The organism is Kribbella sp. DT2, assembly GCF_049844575.1.
Taxonomy (GTDB): domain Bacteria; phylum Actinomycetota; class Actinomycetes; order Propionibacteriales; family Kribbellaceae; genus Kribbella.
This window is the reverse complement of sequence record NZ_JBNCLH010000006.1, coordinates 365,403-382,630: the sequence shown is the minus strand read 5'-3', so window position 1 is coordinate 382,630 and position 17,228 is coordinate 365,403. Positions and strand designations below refer to the sequence as shown.

The following is a 17,228-nucleotide window of genomic DNA, read 5'->3' as shown; positions in this document are numbered from 1 at the left end:
TGCGGCTGCTGCTGGTGCGGCTGCTGCTGGTGCGGCTGCTGCTGGTGCGGCTGCTGCTGGTGCGGCTGCTGCTGGTGCGGCTGCTGCTGGTGATGTGAAGGTGCCTGCGGCTGCGTGGGCTGGGGTTGATGGGGTTGCTGTTGGTGCAACTGCGGAGCCTGAGGCTGCTGGTAGTGCAACGGTTGCTGCGGCGGCACGTGCTGCTGGTGCGGCGGATGCGTCGGCATCGGCGGGACCTGCTGCTGCGGAGCTTGCTGCTGCTGATGCTGCGGCTGCGTCTGCTGTTGCTGGTGCATCGGCTGCGTCTGCTGTGGTGCCTGCTGTTGCTGGTGCTGCGGCGCCTGTTGCTGGTGCTGCGGCGCCTGCTGCTGGGGGGCGTGCTGCTGCTGGACGTGCGGAACCGGCGCGTTCGGGTAGTGATCGCCGTTGTGGACCGTCCAGCCGGGGTTGATCGGCGACTCCCAGTCTCCACCGGGGCGACGGGTGACAGCTTCCAGGTGGTGGAACTTGCTGTCTCCGAACGGCGGTGTGTCCGAGACCTTGCCCGACTGCATGTCGGCCCACTTGACGTTGCCCTGGTGGTCGACGAACGCGTTGAACCAGTGCGCGCCGCCCGCGTCGGTGGGGGCGAGCTTCGCCCACCCGCCGTAGACGATCGCGGCCGTGCCGGGCGGCTGGCCCCTCAACGCGTCCTCGATCTGCCGGATCGCGTCCGCCGTGTACGCCGCCGGGTCGGTCGTGCCGTCGACAACGTTGCCGTTCGCGTCCCGGACCTCGATCTTCTCCGGACGTACGCCGGTGTACTGGTACATCTCCGGGCCCTCACCCCAGTCCGGCACCACCTCACCCTGCTCGTTGATCTTCGTCCGGAAGTCACCGTTGGCGAGCCGCGGCTCCCGGCCCTGCAGGATGTCGACGAACGCACGCGCGTTGTCGCCGCAGTTGTTGCGCACAACCCCGTAGCCGGCCGCGAAGTGCGGGTTGCCGTGGCCGATCCAGCGAGCGACGGACTCGAGCGGGTTCGAGCCGACCTTCTCCTTCAGGCGTTTCAGCAACGAACCGTCCGGATCACCGTTGCGGTACCGGTTCGGCTCGAGGTCATGGCGCTGCTGACCCCGCTGGCCGACCGGGCGCGGCGACGGGGGCGGCGCCGACTGCTGGTGACTCGGCGAGCTCTGGTGCTGCTGGCTGGGCGACTGCTGGTGCGGCTGCCCCTGGTTGTGCGGCTGGCCCTGCTGCTGGTGCGGCTGCCCTTGCTGATGCGGCTGGCCCTGGTTGCGCGGCTGCCCCTGGTGCGGCCCGCCCTGGTGCGGCATCCCGCCGTGCGGCGCGATGACCGGCGGGATTCCGTCGCCGGCGTGCGGAGCGTCCGGCGTACGGGTCGGGGCGTCCGGTGTGTGCCGGGCCGCGGGCGCGTCCGGGGTGTTGGGCGCATCCGGCGTACGAGTGGTCGGTGCGTCCGGGGTGCGCGGCGCGTCGGGCGTGTTCGTCCGCGGGGTGTCTCCGCTGTGGTGCGCGGCCGGAGCGTCCGGGTGCGAGCGAGGCGCGTCCGGGGAGCGCGGAGCGTCGGGCGTGTTCGTCCGCGGGGTGTCCCCGCTGTGGTGCGCGGCCGGAGCGTCCGGGTGGGACCGAGGCGCGTCCGGAGTGCGCGGAGCATCGGGCGTATTGGTCCGCGGGGTGTCTCCACCGTGGTGTGCGGCCGGAGCGTCCGGGTGGGACCGAGGCGCGTCCGGGGAGCGCGGAGCGTCAGGCGTGTTCGTCCGCGGCGTGTCCCCGCCGTGGTGCGCGGCTGGTGCGTCGGGTGTGTTGGTCCGCGGGCTGTCGGGCGAGTTGTGGGTCGGCGAGTCCGGTGTACGGCTGCCCGGCGTGGTCTGGCCGTCAGCGTGCGAGGACGGAGTCGAGTCGCCGCGAGAGTTCGGGGAGTCGCTGTGCGAACCACTCGAGCTGTCCGTGCGCGAGTTCGGGGAGTCGCTGTGCGACGCGTTCGGGCTGTCGCCACGCGAGCTCGGGGAGTCGCTGTGCGAACCGTTCGGGCTGTCGGCGCGTGACGGTGAGTCGCTGTGCGACGAGTTCGGGCTGTCCCCGCGCGACGCCGGGGCGTCCGAGTGCGACGCCGGACCGTCGGAGTGCGACGCCGGACCGTCCGAGCGGGAGGCGGGCGCGTCCGAGCGGGAGGCGGGACCGTCGGATTGCGACGGGGAGTTGTCGGTGCGGGACGAGTTGTCCGTGTGGGCCGGGGCGTCGGACTGGCGGTTCGGGGCGTCGTTGCGGGCGGCCGGCGCATCGCTGTGCGATGCGGGCGAGTCCGAGTTCGAGGCGGGGCTGTCGGAGCGCGATGCGGGCGAATCCGAGCGCGAGCCTGGGCTGTCCGAACGCGATGCCGGGCTGTCCGAACGCGACGCAGGCGAGTCTCCGCCCGACGGCGAGGTCGGGCTGTCCGAGCGGCCGGACGGGAAGTCGGAGCCGCCTGACGGGCTGCTGGAGGTGTGGCTCGGGGCGGACGTCGTACTGGAGTTGTGCGAACCGACCGAGGCAGGGGTTGGGTCGACGTTCGGTGCGTCGATGCCGCCGGCGTGCGAGATGCCGCCCGCTCTCGAGGTCGGGATGTCCAGGCCGCTGAACTTCGCCAGGCCGCCGATCACCGGTGCGTTGCCGACCTTGATCACCAGGTCGGAGACCTTGGGCAGCTTCAGCGCGGTGTTCAGCGCGAGCTGGCCGGGGCGGAGCTTGCCGGCGATGTTGACCGCTACATCGGCGCCCTTGGCAACCTTCGCCGCGGCCGCGCCGTACTTGCCGGCCATCGCGGTGGCGCGGACACCGCCCGCGGCACCACCGGTACCGATCGTGGTGATCACGTTGAAGCCGACCTGGCCGAGCGCGCGGCCGGGGTCCTCGCCCCACATGTCCCAGGCGACCATGCCTTTGAGCACGGTGATGCCGACGTTGTCCAGGTACGCCGCGGTCTCCGGGAAGGCCGCGTGCATGAAGACCGCCGCACCGGGGACCGCGTACATCGCCGCGGAGGCCAGCGTCAGGCCGACGCCCTTCCAGGCGTTACCGGCGTCGCTCCAGCCCTGCAGTTCGTGGCCGAAGATGCTGTCCACACCGATCGACTTGAGCAGCGGCTGGATCGGGATCAGCGTGGTGAGGGCGTCGAGCGTGCCGAGGATGCCGTCGACGAAGACACCCTTGAGCACGCCGCCGACGAAGTCGACCGCGTCCTCGTACCAGGGCGCGTCGTACTCCAGGGGCTTGCCCCACGGCGGGTCCTTCTCGTCCTCGCCCTTGTCCTCCGGCGGCTTCTCGCCCTCGCGGAGGCCGCTGTCCTCCCACTTCTTGCCGCCGTACAGCGCGGCGATCGCGTTCGCGCACTTGCGCTCGGCGGCGCTGACCGCGTCGAGGTGACCCTGGAGGTCCTTGTGGAGCTGGTTCTCCTCCTTGACCCAGTCCTCGTTGTCGTCGATCTCGTCCTCGGGGGTGTCGCCGACCTTGCGCACCCAGGCGTCGGCCCGGGTGCGGACCGACGCCAGCCCCGACTTGTCGTCGGAGACGTCGGAGACGAAGGTGTGCAGCGCCGTACCGATCTTGCCGAGGTTCGGGCCGAACAGCTCGCCCTCGTTCTTCACCGGCAGCATCGCCGCGGCGAGCAGGTGGGTCTCGGGGCCCTTGGCGTAGTTGGTCTCGATGTTGTTCCGGAACTTCTTCTCCAGCTTCACACCGATGGTCTTGATCTCTTCGCCGACCGCGGAGAGGTCGTTGGCCGCCTTGGTGACTTCCTCAAGGTTGCCTTCGAACTTCGGGATGCCCTCGGGCTTGATCATCTGTTCGTCTCCCCCGGGGTCAGACGGCGCGCGTGTTGGACGGTGGTTGCTGCCGCGCCTGCTCGGCGCGGGCACTGGCGGCGGCGTTGCGGATCGCCTGGCGCGGGTCGACGCCTTCGGCCAGCTGGACGCCGCGCTGGGCGGCCAGGGCCATCTCCTGGTGGCCGTTGGCCAGGGCGGTCAGCGCGTTCACGGTGCCCTTCATGACGTCACCGGTGTGCTTGACCATGCCGGGCAGTGAGTCTTCCCACTTCTTGACGAACTCACTGATCGCGATCCCGATCGGGCCGCCCTTGCCGTTCAGCGAGGCCTGCGTGCCGGCGGTCTGCAGCCCGTTGCTGAGCTTCGTGCCGATCGCCTCGAAGCCGGCGGCATCGGTCTGCATGCCTTTCAGCCCGTTCATCGCCGCCGTTGCCTCGACAGTCCAGTTGACCATGCCTCTACCTCTCGCCGCCCCGCGCAGGGCTCACCCGTGAACTTCCCCGTGAACTTCGTCGTCCGTGGTCGGCCGTCGTTGCCGACGGCACCACCGTGGACCAGCGCGCGAGACCGCGCGCCGGTCGCCTACTTGACGGGAGCCCGGCCGGGCTCCCCCGCGGATCAGGTGTTGCCGATGTCCGTCACGGCCTTCGAGGCCGCCTTGAACGCGGTGTCCGCGTGCGTGTCGAACTCCGCCAGCGTGGAGCCCAGCGACTTGATGATGCCCTGGACCTCGGTGGCGGCGGCGTTGAACTTGTCCTCGACCGCGCCGTAGTCGTCCATCACCTTGGTCATGGTCGCGTCGCCGCGCATCGCCTTCACGTTCGCCTGGTGCTGCGCGATCAGCGACTCGATCTGCGCCGAGAGGCTCTTGATCGCGGACTGCGTCTCGCCGCTGGCGCCGCTGTCGTAGCTGTTCCGTCCGGTCATCTGTCTGTGTCTCCCCGTCTCAGCGCTTGTTGAACTTGGCGCCGTCGAAGTTCGCCGCGCCTTCGGTCTTCTTGGCGGCCTGGGCCATGTCGCTCATACCGGTCTGGGTCGCGGTGTCCATGCCCTGCTGACCCTTGTTGATCGCGGCGAGGCCCGCGTTCAGGTCGGCGGCGATGCCGTCCACCCGGCCTTTGAAGCTCATGAAGGCGTCGTGCCCACCACCCTGCAGCTTGCCCTCCAGCGGCTGTGCGGCCGCGGCCAGGCGCTTGACCAGACCACCGAGGTCCTGAGTCTTGCCACCCGTCTTCTTGGCCAGGCTGCCCAGGGTGTCCTTGCCCATGCTCCAACGCTGTCCACTCACGACTGCTGTCCCTCCGAAGTGATCTAACGACTGCCGTCCTGCTCACCATAGACGCGGCCGGGGTCGCGTCCGGTTCCCTCCCGAAGGGCCGAGATCCTCGCTGTGGCAGTAGGTTTCAGGTCCGCGGCGGCGTGGGCGGCTGCGGGGTGCCGCTGGGCGGCGGGGTCCCCGTCGAGTCCGGCGTACCGGACGGCGAGTCGCTCGGGCCGGGGGTCGCGGGAGAACTGGGGCTCGGGGCAACGGGTCCGTTCGGCCCTTTGTCCTTGGAGTCCTTGACGAACGAGTAACCCACGCAGCCGGCGCACACTACCGCAGCGACCGCGACGCTGGCGAACAGTTTGTTGACGCCCTCGTCGAGCGTGTTGCGCGTCCGGGCGGCGCCGAACAGCCAAGCCTCCCGCAGCCGCCGGCGCCGTACGGCGACCGACTCGATCAGCTGGGTGTCGTACTGCCGCGACACATGCACCCCTTCGGTCCGCTACTCTGCCGCGCTCAATCTAAACGTTCGAAGGTCTACCGCGGCCCACCGCCCCGGACAGTTCCAGGAGAACGCAAAGGTGGGCGGACCGAACCGGTCCGCCCACCTGTGACCAGATCAACTGGCAGTGCGTTTGGCAGCAGTTCTCCGAGCAGGAGCCTTCTTGGCAGCTGTGGTCTTCTTGGCGGCTGTGGCCTTCTTCACAGCTACCGCCTTCTTCGCCGGGGCCTTCTTGGCTGCCGTCTTCTTCACAGCGGGCTTGACCGTGGCCTCGACCGCCTTCTTCGCGCTCGGCTTCGCGGCCCGCCCGTGCAGGATCTCGGCCAGGAACTGCCCCGTGTACGACGCGGGGTTGGCCGCGACCTCCTCCGGCGTCCCCTCGGCCACGAGCGTCCCGCCGCGGCGGCCGCCGTCAGGTCCGAGGTCGATGATCCAGTCCGCGGTCTTGATCACGTCCAGGTTGTGCTCGATCACCAGCACCGAGTTGCCCTTGTCCACCAGTCCGCCCAGGACGCCGAGCAGCTTGCGGATGTCCTCGAAGTGCAGACCCGTGGTCGGCTCGTCCAGCACGTACACCGTCCGCCCGGTCGAACGCTTCTGCAGCTCCGACGCCAGCTTGACCCGCTGCGCCTCACCGCCGGACAGCGTCGGGGCCGGCTGGCCGAGCCGGACGTAGCCCAGACCGACCTCGTTCAGCGTCTTCAGGTGCCGGGAGATCGCCGGGATGGCGGCGAAGAACTCGGCCGCCTCCTCGATCGGCATGTCCAGCACGTCGGACACGGTCTTGTTCTTGTAGTGCACCTCGAGCGTCTCGCGGTTGTACCGCGCGCCGTGGCAGACCTCGCACGGCACGTAGACGTCGGGCAGGAAGTTCATCTCGATCTTCAGCGTGCCGTCACCGGAGCACGCCTCGCAGCGGCCGCCCTTGACGTTGAACGAGAACCGGCCCTGCAGGTACCCGCGGACCTTCGCCTCGGGCGTCTCCGCGAACAGCTTGCGGACGTGGTCCCAGACACCGGTGTACGTCGCCGGGTTGGACCGCGGGGTCCGGCCGATCGGCGACTGGTCGACGTGGATCACCTTGTCGACCTGGTCGAGCCCGGAGATCTTGGTGTGCCGGCCGGGGACCGCGCGGGCGCCGTAGATCTGGCGGGCCAGCGAGGTGTAGAGGATGTCGTTGACCAGCGTCGACTTGCCCGAGCCGGACACCCCGGTGACCGCGACGAACACCCCGAGCGGGATGGTCACGTCGATGTCCTGCAGGTTGTGCTCGCGCGCGCCGTACACCGTCAGCTCGCGGCCTTCGGTGAGCGGGCGGCGGACTGCCGGGATCGGGATCTCGCGGCGGCCCGAGATGTAGGCGCCGGTGATCGAGTCGGGGTGGTTGCGCAGGTCCTCGACGGTGCCGGAGACGACCACCTGGCCGCCGTGCTCGCCGGCGCCCGGGCCGATGTCGACGACCCAGTCGGCGTGGTCGATGGTGTCCTCGTCGTGCTCGACGACGATCAGCGTGTTGCCCAGGTCCTTCAGCCGGACCAGGGTGTCGATCAGCCGGCGGTTGTCGCGCTGGTGCAGGCCGATCGACGGCTCGTCCAGCACGTACAGCACGCCGACCAGGCCGGAGCCGATCTGCGTCGCCAGCCGGATCCGCTGGGCCTCGCCGCCGGACAGCGATCCCGCCGGCCGGTTCAGCGCCAGGTAGTCCAGGCCGACGTCGAGCAGGAACCGCAGCCGCTCGCCGATCTCCTTGGTGACCCGCTCCGCGATCTGCTTCTCCCGCGGGGTCAGGTCGAGGTCGACCAGGAAGCCGTGCACCTCGTCGATCGACATCGCGCTGATCTCGGCGATGTTCTTGCCGCCGAGCGTGACCGCGAGCGAGATCGGCTTCAGCCGGGCGCCGTTGCAGGTCAGGCACGGGACCTCGCGCATGTACTCCTCGAAGCGCTCCCGGCTGGTGTCGCTGGAGGCCTCGGCGTGCCGGCGCTCGACGTACGGGATGACGCCTTCGAAGGTCGTGTAGTACGAGCGCTCGCGACCGTACCGGTTCTTGTACGAGACGTGGACCTGGCGGTCGTGGCCGCTCAGCAGCGCCTTCTGCGCCTTGGCCGGCAGCTCGCCGAACGGCGTGCTCGACTTGACCTTCAGGTCCTTGGCGAGCGCGCTCAGCAGGCGCTCGAAGTACTGCGAGACGTTGGCGCCGGACCACGGCTGGATCGCGCCCTCGTCGAGCGACTTCGACGGGTCCGGGACGAGCAGCTCCGGGTCGACCTCCATCCGGGTGCCCAGACCCGAGCAGGCCGGGCAGGCACCGTACGGCGAGTTGAACGAGAACGAGCGCGGCTCGAGCTCGTCGAGCTGCAGGGGGTGGTCGTTCGGGCAGGCCAGCTTCTCGCTGAAGCGGCGCTCCCGGTACGGGTCGTTCTCCTCGAGGTCGACGAAGTCGAGCGTGACGATGCCGCCGGACAGGCCGAGCGCGGTCTCGACCGAGTCGGTCAGCCGCTGCTTGGCCGAGCCCTTCACCGCGAGCCGGTCGATGACGACGTCGATGGTGTGCTTCTTCTGCTTGTCGAGCTTCGGCGGCTCGGTGAGCTGGATCGTCTCGCCGTCCACCCGGGCCCGGGAGAAGCCCTGGCCGGAGAGCTGGCGGAAGAGGTCGAGGTACTCCCCCTTGCGGCCGCGGATCACCGGCGCGAGCACCTGGAAGCGGGTGCCCTCGTCGAGCTCCATCACCCGGTCGACGATCTGCTGCGGGGTCTGCTTGGCGATCGGCTCGCCGCACTCGGGGCAGTGCGGCCGGCCGGCGCGCGCGAACAGCAGCCGCAGGTAGTCGTAGACCTCGGTGATCGTGCCCACGGTGGAGCGCGGGTTGCGCGAGGTGGACTTCTGGTCGATCGAGACGGCCGGGGACAGGCCCTCGATGAAGTCGACGTCCGGCTTGTCCATCTGGCCCAGGAACTGCCGGGCGTACGCGGACAGGGACTCCACGTAGCGGCGCTGGCCCTCGGCGAAGATCGTGTCGAAGGCCAGGCTGGACTTGCCGGACCCGGACAGACCGGTGAAAACGATCATGGCGTCGCGCGGCAGGTCGAGCGAGACGTCCTTCAGGTTGTGCTCACGCGCTCCACGCACGATCAGACGGTCAGACACAAGCTCACTCTCAGCCGTTCGAAGGGTTCAGGGACAAGCCCGATCAAGGCTAACGAGGCCCACCGACAAAAACTTCCGGTGCCGGATCCAGGGGGTCCGGCTTTCGAAAGTATATTCGATCGCCCCACCCTCGACGAACGAGCGGTACCCACCCCGGGTCACGCCGACACCGGCACTCGCGGCACGGTCTGTCGCTGGGGTGCGAGGATCGTCACATGAGCGATTACCACGGCAACGTCCACGTGGGTGGGCCCGCGCAGACGCACGAGCTGGCCCAGCTGATGATCTCCAAGGTCGCCGTCGGGCCGATGAACAACAACGCCTACCTGCTGCGCTGCCGGCAGACCGACGAGCAGGTGCTGGTCGACGCGGCCAACGACGCGCACACCCTGATCACGCTGATCGGCGCCGGCGGGATCAGCCGGGTGATCACCACGCACCGCCACGGCGACCACTGGCAGGCGCTCGGCGAGGTCGTCGCGAAGACCGGCGCGACCACGATCGCCGGCCGGTACGACGCCGAGGGCATCGACGTACAGACCGCCACCCAGGTGGAGGACGGCGACCTGATCGAGTTCGGTGCCGTCGGCCTGCGCGTGATCCACCTGGTCGGCCACACCCCCGGCTCGATCGCCCTCCTGTACGACGACCCGCGAGGCGCCCCGCACCTGTTCACCGGCGACTCCCTCTTCCCCGGCGGGGTCGGCAACACCCAGGGCGACGCCGAGCGCTTCACCTCGCTGATCGGCGACGTCGAGTCCAAGCTGTTCGCCAAGCTCCCCGACGAGACCTGGGTCTACCCCGGCCACGGCGCCGACACCACCCTCGGCACCGAGCGCCCGCACCTGGCGGAGTGGCGGGCCCGCGGCTGGTGAGCCGACCGGTGCGGCGGTGGCTAAGCCCGGCGACGCTGTGCAATGGCGTCGGTAGGGTGGCCAGCCACGGGACCGAGCGGACGGTGCGGGAGATGCGATGACGGCTGCCGTGCGGTTCCACCTCCTGCGCCCGCTGTCGGTCGAGTGCGGTGGCCACGCCATCGTCGTGGCCGGCAAGCCCCGCCTGCTGCTCGCTGCGCTGCTGCTGCGGTCAGGTGCGCCGGTCCCCCACGATCGTCTGGCCGAGATCATCTGGGGCGACGAGCTGCCGCGCAACGTCCGCGGGTCGATCCACACCGTCGTCTCCCGCCTCCGGGCGGCGATGGGCGACTGCGGCGACCTGATCCAGGCCACGTCGCACGGCTACCTGGTGGAGGTCGGTCCCGAGCAGCTCGACCTCCTCCGGTTCCGGCAGTTGCTGGCCGCGGCGGACGCCGTACAGGAGGAGCGACGCGAGCTGGCTCTGCTGCACGACGCGCTCGATCTGTGGCGTGAGGGCGCCCTGACCGGGTTCGACTCGGACCAGCTCACCAGGGAGGACCTCACCGAGCTGCACGAGCTCAGGCTGACCGCTCTGGAGCGCCGGGTCGCTCTGAACCTCGCACTGGGTGGTCAGTTCGACCTCGTCCCGGAGTTGCGGCGGCTGGTCGCTCAGTACCCGCTGCGTGAGCGGCTGTGGAGCTACCTGATCCAGGCGCTGTCCCAAAGCGGTCGCCAGTCCGATGCGCTGGCGGCGTACCACGAGGTGCACCAACTGCTGGACGACCAGCTCGGCATCCGTCCTGGCCAGGAGCTGCGCGAAGCCCACCAGGCTGTCCTGCGAGGCCAGCCCGTACGACGTGAGGCCCAGCCCGACGACTGGCTGGTGAGCAACCAACTCCCGCTCCCGCCCTCCCACTTCAGCGGCCGCCGCAAGGAGGCCGAGCGAGTCCGGGCCGTGCTGGGCGGCACCGCAGGCGAGATCCCGGTCGCCGTCATCTCCGGAGTACCTGGTGTCGGCAAGTCGGCCCTGGCAGTCCGGGTCGCGTACGACGTCGCCCACCACTTCCCCGACGGCCAGTGGTTCGTCCAGCTGGCAGGTGCCAGCCAATCTCCGAGTACGCCGACCGCAGCGCTCGCCGATCTGCTCGTGGCAAGCGGAGTCCGCTCGCAGGACGTACCGGCCGGGCTGGAGGCGCGGTCCGGTCTGTTCCGCTCGCGCCTGGCCGGTCGCCGCGTCCTCGTGCTGCTCGACGACGCCGCCGACGCTGAGCAGGTCCGCCCACTCCTCCCCGGTACGACGAACTGCGCCATCATCGTCACGAGCCGCCAACGGCTCAGCAGCCTCACCGCTCTGGTCGGTGTGCAGCCGCTCGCCTTGGCTCAGCTGCCGGACGACGACTCCCAGGCGCTCCTGTCGACGCTGCCCGGCCAGGACCGGCTGGCCCGTCCGCAGGTCACCGCGCTGGCCGATCTGTGCGGTCACCTGCCGCTGGCGCTCCGGATCGCCGCAGCGCAGATCATGGACGGCACCGATGTCGACCAGTACCTCACCGAGCTGCGGGAGGGCTTCCGGCTCGACGGGCTCACCCTGCACGACGACCCGTCGGCGGCGGTCCGGGGCACGTTCAGGAACGCGTTGCGCGCGCTGCACCCGCAGCTCGCCCGGCTGTTCGCTTTGCTCGGTCACGTCCGCGGTCCGGATGTCACCGCGTCCGCGGCGGCCGCTCTGCTCGACGTACCGGAGTCGACTGCTGCCCACCTCCTCCAGCAGCTGACCGAGGCGTCCCTGTTGGAGGAGCACCGCACCGGCCGCTACCGGCTGCACGACCTGCTCCGGAGCTATGCGGAGGAGCTGACAACGCAGTACGACGACAGCAGCGCGGCGCGACTCCGTCTGCTCGACAGTTACCTCGACGGCCTGGGCACAGCCGTGGCAGCCCTCGCCAGGAACGCCGTACTCCTGCAGCCACTACCAACGGCTGCTCCCCCGACTGCCGAGGTAGCGCTGGCCTGGCTCGACTCCGAGCGCGCGAACCTGGTCGCTGCCGCTCTCGACGCTTCAGAGCACGGTCCGCACGAGAAGGCCTGGCTGCTGGCCGATCGACTGACGCTCTACTTCAGCGGCCGAGGTCATGTGGACGACTGGCGCTCCACCACCGAGGCCGGGCTCCGAGCAGCCGAAGGCCACGACCAGGCGCGGGCCGCGATGCTCCGCTCGCTCAGCAGGCTCTTCGCCAACACCGGCGACCTCGTCTCCTCCCGTACGACGATCGCAAGCGCCCTGGAGGCGTACCGGCAGGCCGACGACCTCGCCGGCGAGGCACGGTCGCTGCTCCAGCTCGGAGTCCTCGAAGCCAGTCTGACCTCGGCGACAGCAGCACTGGCCCTGTTCCAGCAGGCCGTCGAGCTCCTGGACCAGCTGGACGACCGGAGGGCCGCGGCGTCCGCCCGGCTGAACGTCGCCTCGATGCTGCGTCAGTCAGGTCAGCTCACTGAGGCCCTCCCCGCTGCCCTGGAGGCGAGGCGACGGCTGGAGGAGTTCGGAGACATCCGCAACACCTACGCGCTGCACTTGCTCGCGCACATCCACCAGGACCGTGGTGAGCTCGACACCGCTCTCGCACTGCAGCAGGAGGAGGTCGCGGGAGTCGGCGCCAGCGGCCGCAACCAGGACCTGGCCGAGTCGCTCGAGCGGCTCGCTGCCATCTATCGCGACCGTGGCGACTTCCCCGCTGCCCGCCGTACGGCGAAGGAGGCGGTCGACCTCACCCTGGAGGTCCACGACGAGCTGGTCGAGTGCCACGCCAGGGCGACGCTCGGCGATGCCTTCCTGGGCCTCGAAGAGCTCCCGGCCGCCCTGGCCGAGTACGACGCCGCCCTGGACACCGCGAAGCGCATCCAGTCCCGCGAGATCCAGGTCCGGGCCCTCCTCGGCCAGGCCGCCACCCGCCTCGCCTCCGGCGACGACACCGCCCTCGCCACAGCCGAGGAGGCGGCCCACCAAGCAGCAGACCTCGACATGCGCGTCCTCAAAGGCCGCGTCCACGCCGTACTGGCCAGGGCAAGACACGCAGCCGGCGCTCCCGGAGCAGAAACCGCCGCCCGAACGGCAGTAGCCCTCCACGAACAGTCCGGCGCCCTGGTCCACCTGGCAGCAGCCCAGAAGATCTTCCGCGAGATCCAGTCGTTGTGACCAGATCGGCTAATCTGGTCACAACGACGGGAGCTGCGGATGAATGCACGGCGTACGACGGTCGACGTGACTGGTGCGATGGTGTCGGTACTGGAGTGGGGGCCGGCGAGCGGGCCGGTTGTGCTGCTGTTGCACGGGGGTGGGGCGGACAGCGCTGAGCTGTCGTGGGGGCAGGTCGGGCCTGCGCTCGCAGACGCGGGGTACCGCGTGGTCGCGCCGGATCATCCCGGGTTCGGGCGGAGTCCACGGGCGAGCTGGTCACTGACCCAGCAGCGGCTCGTCTCGTACGTCGGAGAGTTGGTGGACAAGCTGGGGCTCGACGACTACGTGATCGGCGGGCTGTCGCTCGGTGGCGGGCTGACGATCGGGCACCTGCTCGAGCGCCCGGCTCGGGGCGCGCTGCTGCTGGGCGCCTTCGGGATCATGCCGCGGCTGAGCGACGGACGCCTCAGCCGACTGAACCAGCTCACGACCTACGCCCTCCAGCGCTCGGGAGTGCTCGGCGCCGTAACGCGTGGCTACGCACGCAACGCCAAAGCGATGGAGCGCGGTCTGCGGATGATCGTTCGCAACCCGGCAGCGCGGACGCCGGAGCTCGTCCGGGACGTGGTGGCGGAGGCCGCCGAGGGTCAGGGCATCAGGACCTTCGACGAGTGGCAGCGTGACCAGGTGCTGTGGGACAGGCTGCGCACCGACTACACGGACCGCCTGCACGAGATCCAGACGCCCGCACTCGTTGTCCACGGCGATCGCGACAGCGGCGTACCGGTCGCTCGTGCGCGAGCTGCCGCGGAGCTCCTCCCCCGCGGGACGCTGCTGACCGTCCCGGGCGCTGGGCACTGGGTGCAGCGCGACCGGCCCGACCTCGTCGTACCGGCGGTGCTCGACTTTCTGCGCGGACTCGGCTGATGCCGCGGCCACTCGTCCCGGACCGCCGCGAGCGCATCCTGGACGCCGCCGAGGCGCTCGTGCTCGACAGCGGCTTCGACGCGATGAGTGTCGCCGGGGTCGCTGCCCGGGCCGGGATCGGCAAGGGGGCGGTCTATCTCGAGTTCGACAGCAAACGCGCCATCCTCGACGCGCTGCTGCAGCGCGGAACGGAACGCCTCAGAGCCAGGACCGCAGCCGAGCTCCCAAGACTCAGCGACGCCTACCGCGCCGCTGTACAGGCTCTGCTCGAGGACCAGTTGATGACGGCCGCCTTCCTCGACGACCGCGGAACGCTCGGCACCCACGTCGGCACCGTCACCGACGGCCGCTACCACGCACGCCACGCGTCGGTCGTCGAGTGGCTGCGCGCCCTGCAGGCACAGGGAATGCTCGCCGCCGACGTCGATCCCGAGCACCTCGCGATCGCTCTGTCGAGCGCGACGATCGGTCTGCTGTCGGCAGCACGGCTGATCGGCCCGTTCACCCCGGACCAGCTCGCGGGCGGCCTCGACGCACTCGCCCGGATGGCCGCGAGCTTCGAGCCGTGAAAAGCCGAAAGCCCTGGTGAGAGTGAACTCTCACCAGGGCTTCTTCGTCGGGCTGGCGAGATTTGAACTCGCGATCTCTTGTCCCCCAGACAAGCGCCTTACCAGGCTAGGCCACAGCCCGAACGATCGTCCTCGCGGCCGACCGGGGTAAACCTTACCCCATCCTCAGGGGTGTTTCGGCACCGGGCCGATCAGCGTTTCGCCTTCTTCTGACGGGCCCGGATCTGGACGTCCACCGGACTGCCGACGAAGCCGAAGTCCTCCCGCAGCCGGCGCTCGATGAACCGCTGGTACGACGGCTCGATCTGCCCGGAGGTGAAGATCGCGAAGGTCGGCGGCATCGTCGTGGCCTGGGTGCCGAACAGGATCTTCGGCTGCTTGCCCGACCGCACCGGATGGGGGTGCGCGGCAACCAACCGGCCGAGGAACGCGTTCAGCTGACCGGTCGGGACGCGGGTCTCCCAGCCGTCCAGAGCCGCCTCGATGGCCGGGACCAGCTTCTCCATGTGCCGCCCGGTCAGGGCGCTGATGTTCACCCGCGGGGCCCAGCGCAGCTGGACGAGATCGCGGTCGATCTCCTTCTCCAGGTAGTAACGCCGGTCCTCGTCGACCATGTCCCACTTGTTGTAGGCGATCACGAGCGCCTTGCCGGCCTGCTCGACCATGTCCATGATCCGCAGGTCCTGCTCGGTCATCGGCTCGGAGGCGTCGACGACCACGACGACGACCTCGGCGCGCTCGATCGCGCTGTTGGTCCGCAGGCTGGCGTAGTACTCGTGGCCCTGGACGTTCTTCACCTTGCGCCGGATGCCGGCGGTGTCGATGAAGCGCCACTGCTTGCCGCCGAGCGTGATCAGCTCGTCGACCGGGTCGACCGTCGTACCGGACACGTCGCTGACGACGACCCGGTCCTCCTTGGCGACCTTGTTCAGCAGCGAGGACTTGCCCACGTTCGGCTTGCCGACGACCGCGACGCGGCGCGGTCCCCCGGTCTCGGGGTCGCGCTCCGGCGGCGCCTCCGGCAGCGCGGCCAGTACGGCGTCCAGCATGTCGCCGGTCCCCCGCCCGTGCATCGCCGAGATCGGGAACGGCTCGCCGATGCCGAGGCCCCACAGGTTCATCGCCTCGGCCTCGACCCGCTGGTCGTCGACCTTGTTCGCGGCCAGTACGACGGGCTTGCCGGACTTGCGCAGCACCCGGACCACGGCCTCGTCGGCGTCGGTGATGCCCACGGTCGCGTCGACCACGAACAGCACCGCGTCGGCGGCGTTGATCGCGATCTCGGCCTGGGCGGCCACCAGCGCGGCCATCCCGACCGCGTCCGGGTCCCAGCCGCCGGTGTCGACGACCGTGAAGGCCCGGCCGGCCCAGTCGGCGTCGTACGAGACACGGTCCCGAGTGACACCCGGGGTGTCCTCGACGACCGCCTCACGGCGGCCGATGATCCGGTTCACCAGCGTCGACTTGCCGACGTTGGGGCGGCCTACGATCGCCAGGACGGGTACGGGGCCGGTGTCGTCGTCGTGCGACGGCTCGGCGTCGTACTCGTAGCCGGTGGGCAGGTCACTCATCAGGATCCTTCTGGTCTGGCTTGCCCGGAAGCGGGTGGCCGGTGGCTGCGACGGCGGCCTGGACATGCGCCCGCAAGACGTCGCCGATCTGGTCGGCCACCGCCCGTACGTCGGTGTGCCTCCGAGGAAAGGGTACGCGCTCCACGGTGAAAGGTTCGCCGTACACGACGTCGACCCGGCTCCCCCTGGGGGGATACGCCTCCACACTGCCGCCCGGCAGGCGGGTGCCGAGCAGGGCAACGGGCAGGATCGGCGCCCCGGTGACCATCGCCAGGTAGGCCACGCCGACCCGGATCCGCCGGAAGTCGCCCCGGCCCCGGGTGCCCTCGGGGTAGATGCTCATCACGTTGCCGTCGCGCAGCACCTTGATCGCCTTGCGGATCGCCAGCGTGTCGTACGTCGTACGGTCGACCGGGATCTGCCCGGCCCGGTGCAGGAACTTGCCCTGCATCCCGTCGAACGCCTCGATCTTGCCGAGCTGGTGCAGCATCCGCGGCGCGGTGGCGCCCAGCAGCGGTCCGTCCAGGAGCCCGACGTGGTTCGGCGCCAGCAGCACCGGGCCTCTGCGCGGGAAGAGCTCCTCGTGGTGGATCGTCAGGTCGTAGCGCCAGCGCAGGTACGGCCCGACGACGTGACGGATCACTCCGCCGAGCCGGTACGGCAGCGACGACAGGTCGTCGGTCCGGGGCAGTTCCTGGTGCCTGGTCAGTTCGGCTGTCATGACTCCCGCGGATCGCGTGGCGGCGCGGCCTCGGCCTCCTTCGCGAGCCTGCTGATCACGTCGATGACCTCCTCCAGGGACAGGTGGGTGGAGTCGATCGTCACCGCACCGTCCGAGGCGACCTCGAACTGGGACACGGTGGCGTCGTCGGCGTCGCGGCGGACGATCTGGTCGCGCAGCTGCTCCGCGGTCAGCGCGCCCTCGGCCAGCTCGGCCTTGCGGCGGGCCATCCGGGCGTCCTGGTCGGCGGTCAGCAGCACCTTGAGCTCGGCGTCGGTGGCGACCACGGTCGCGATGTCCCGGCCCTCGACCACGATCCCCCCGCCGGGCTGGGCGTCGTCGATGATCTCCCGCTGCCGCCGGATCAGCTCGTGCCGTACGTCGAGGTTGGTGGCGATCCTGCTGACGTTCTCACTGATCCGCGGGTCGCGGATCGCCTCGGTCACGTCGGCGCCGTCGGCGGTGAAGTGCGCCAGCTGCGGGTCGGTGCTGATCCCCAGCTCGACCGCGCGGGCCCGGTCGGCGACCGCGGCGGTGTCGGTCAGGTCGAGACCGGCCTCCATCGCCGACCAGGTCACCGCCCGGTACATCGCGCCGGTGTCCAGGTACTTCAGGCCCAGTTTGGCGGCCACTCCACGGGCCGTACTCGATTTACCGGAACCGCTCGGGCCGTCGACAGCGATGATCATGGG

At 70.1% G+C, this 17,228-nt stretch carries 13 protein-coding genes and 1 tRNA gene; 4 read left to right on the top strand and 10 right to left on the bottom strand.

Going from position 1 to position 17,228, the window contains the following annotated elements; translation table 11 throughout:
* The 6 genes from ACLQ2O_RS26370 to uvrA all read right to left on the bottom strand — a co-directional run.
* On the bottom strand, positions 1–3,821 hold a 3,821-nt coding region (locus ACLQ2O_RS26370), incomplete at its 3' end, for a toxin glutamine deamidase domain-containing protein (protein WP_425835973.1).
* A 19-nt stretch (positions 3,822–3,840) separates the two neighbouring features.
* A complete protein-coding gene (locus ACLQ2O_RS26365; protein WP_425835971.1) occupies positions 3,841–4,257 on the bottom strand; it encodes a DUF6507 family protein in 417 nt (138 codons plus the stop codon).
* A gap of 164 nt (positions 4,258–4,421) precedes the next feature.
* A complete protein-coding gene (locus ACLQ2O_RS26360) occupies positions 4,422–4,730 on the bottom strand; it encodes a hypothetical protein (protein WP_425835969.1) in 309 nt (102 codons plus the stop codon).
* A 19-nt stretch (positions 4,731–4,749) separates the two neighbouring features.
* Positions 4,750–5,091, bottom strand: coding sequence for a hypothetical protein (locus tag ACLQ2O_RS26355; protein WP_425835967.1), 342 nt, complete (start codon positions 5,089–5,091; stop codon positions 4,750–4,752).
* 115 nt (positions 5,092–5,206) lie between these two features.
* Positions 5,207–5,551 (bottom strand): hypothetical protein, encoded by a 345-nt coding sequence (locus tag ACLQ2O_RS26350; RefSeq protein WP_425835965.1) that lies wholly within the window; start codon positions 5,549–5,551, stop codon positions 5,207–5,209.
* Between the two features lie 135 nt (positions 5,552–5,686).
* The gene (gene uvrA, locus ACLQ2O_RS26345; protein ID WP_425835963.1) at positions 5,687–8,716 is read right to left on the bottom strand and encodes an excinuclease ABC subunit UvrA; all 3,030 of its coding nucleotides are present in this window, start codon (positions 8,714–8,716) and stop codon (positions 5,687–5,689) included.
* Positions 8,717–8,931: 215 nt separating this feature from the next.
* Between uvrA and ACLQ2O_RS26340 the strand changes: the two genes are divergently transcribed.
* The 4 genes from ACLQ2O_RS26340 to ACLQ2O_RS26325 all read left to right on the top strand — a co-directional run bounded on the left by ACLQ2O_RS26340 (position 8,932) and on the right by ACLQ2O_RS26325 (position 14,244).
* On the top strand, positions 8,932–9,591 hold the full coding sequence (locus ACLQ2O_RS26340) for an MBL fold metallo-hydrolase (protein WP_425835961.1): 660 nt from the start codon (positions 8,932–8,934) through the stop codon (positions 9,589–9,591).
* A gap of 97 nt (positions 9,592–9,688) precedes the next feature.
* Positions 9,689–12,766 carry a BTAD domain-containing putative transcriptional regulator gene (locus tag ACLQ2O_RS26335; RefSeq protein ID WP_425835959.1) on the top strand — a complete coding sequence of 1,026 codons (3,078 nt, stop codon included), beginning with the start codon at positions 9,689–9,691 and terminating at the stop codon, positions 12,764–12,766.
* A 39-nt stretch (positions 12,767–12,805) separates the two neighbouring features.
* Positions 12,806–13,675, top strand: coding sequence for an alpha/beta fold hydrolase (locus tag ACLQ2O_RS26330; RefSeq protein ID WP_425835957.1), 870 nt, complete (start codon positions 12,806–12,808; stop codon positions 13,673–13,675).
* Positions 13,675–14,244, top strand: a complete 570-nt coding sequence (locus ACLQ2O_RS26325; RefSeq protein WP_425835955.1) for a TetR/AcrR family transcriptional regulator — start codon at positions 13,675–13,677, stop codon at positions 14,242–14,244. The genes ACLQ2O_RS26330 and ACLQ2O_RS26325 overlap by 1 nt, the downstream gene beginning before the upstream one ends.
* 47 nt (positions 14,245–14,291) lie before the next feature.
* On the opposite strand, the gene ACLQ2O_RS26320 is transcribed toward ACLQ2O_RS26325, so the two are convergent.
* The 4 genes from ACLQ2O_RS26320 to cmk form a co-directional block, all read right to left on the bottom strand.
* A tRNA-Pro gene (locus ACLQ2O_RS26320) sits at positions 14,292–14,365 on the bottom strand.
* Between the two features lie 70 nt (positions 14,366–14,435).
* The gene (gene der, locus ACLQ2O_RS26315; RefSeq protein WP_425835953.1) at positions 14,436–15,815 is read right to left on the bottom strand and encodes a ribosome biogenesis GTPase Der; all 1,380 of its coding nucleotides are present in this window, start codon (positions 15,813–15,815) and stop codon (positions 14,436–14,438) included.
* Positions 15,808–16,536: a lysophospholipid acyltransferase family protein gene (locus ACLQ2O_RS26310; protein ID WP_425835951.1), complete on the bottom strand. Its 729-nt coding sequence runs from the start codon at positions 16,534–16,536 to the stop codon at positions 15,808–15,810. Before ACLQ2O_RS26310 ends, der begins: the two co-directional genes overlap by 8 nt.
* Positions 16,533–17,225, bottom strand: a complete 693-nt coding sequence (gene cmk, locus ACLQ2O_RS26305; protein WP_425835949.1) for a (d)CMP kinase — start codon at positions 17,223–17,225, stop codon at positions 16,533–16,535. The genes ACLQ2O_RS26310 and cmk overlap by 4 nt, the downstream gene beginning before the upstream one ends.
* Positions 17,226–17,228: the final 3 nt, after the last annotated feature.